Genomic DNA, 1,085 nt, shown 5'->3' on the forward strand with positions numbered 1-1,085 from the left:
GACGAATTGTCAACTCAAGTGCAACTTTTTACCCAGGTAAACTTCTGATGGCGTCTTCCAGCCTAGGACCTTGCGTGGTCGGTTATTCAGTTGCTCAACGAAGGCTTTTATTGCTTCATCGCTTTGTAAGTCTAAGTCCGTGTTCTTTGGAAAGTATTCGCGAATAAGCCCATTGGTGTTCTCGTTTGTTCCTCGTTGTTGTGGCGCATGAGGATCAGGGAAGAAGACCTTCGTGTTCAGTTCTTGAGCCAGCTCGCGATAACGCGCAAACTCGGTCCCTCGGTCTGGAGTGACAGTTCTCACGCGATTGTTTGGTTGTGCGCCAAGCAGCGCGACCATTGCGTCCTTGACGTTATCTGCGTTGACCTTTGAAACGCGCATCGATAGAAGGAAGCGTGACTTGCGGTCAACGAGCGTGACAAGGGCGGAGCGGCCAGTCTTGCCTCGGACCGTGTCGCCTTCCCAGTGACCAAACCAACTACGCTTCTCCGCTGAAACAGGGCGTTCATGAATTGACGGGACATCGTTGAAACGACCCCGCCGCTCATTGATGGTTCCTTTCACTTTGCGGGTTTTGCCACGATGCCGCAACAGACGTGGAATACCACGTGCGCCACGGCTCTTTAATGGCACCCCAAGATTGTCGCGATAGATGCCGCGGTAAATCGTTGGATAGCTGATTTGAATCGTACTCTTTTCATGTCGCAGGCGTCCCGCAATTTGTTCAGGAGACCAATGATACTGCATGATGTAGGTGATTACACGTTCGCGTACTTCTGGACGGTCAAGGATGCGATGGCGCCGGCAACCCTGTCGCACGTCCTGATAACGGGCATGAGCGTCTGCCACGGAATAGTTTTCCCAACCGCCATTACGAGACACTTCGCGACTAATGGTGCTCTTAGAACGGCCAATTTTCTTGGCGATTGCTTCTTGTGTCCATCCATTATTGATTCCCAACAGTATCGTTTCACGTTCTTTTAAGGTAAGATGTTTGTACGGACTCATAGCCGAGTTCTCCTTGTATATGATCTTGTGGTGATTTCATTGTACAAGGACTCAGGCTGTGAGTCTTTTCTATTTGG

General features: G+C 50.4%; 1 protein-coding gene. It reads right to left on the reverse strand.

Annotation, left to right across the window (positions count from 1 at the left end):
* Positions 1-9: 9 nt before the first annotated feature.
* Positions 10-1,008: an IS30 family transposase gene (locus tag EKN00_RS10780; protein WP_127850223.1), complete on the reverse strand. Its 999-nt coding sequence runs from the start codon at positions 1,006-1,008 to the stop codon at positions 10-12.
* Positions 1,009-1,085 lie beyond the last annotated feature (77 nt).

The organism is Lacticaseibacillus hulanensis (genome assembly GCF_004010095.1).
Taxonomy (GTDB): domain Bacteria; phylum Bacillota; class Bacilli; order Lactobacillales; family Lactobacillaceae; genus Lacticaseibacillus; species Lacticaseibacillus hulanensis.

Coding starts and splice junctions, on each gene's coding strand:
- EKN00_RS10780 (WP_127850223.1), bottom strand. CDS start 1,008: ATGAGTCCGTACAAACATCTTACCTTAAAAGAACGTGAAACGATACTG.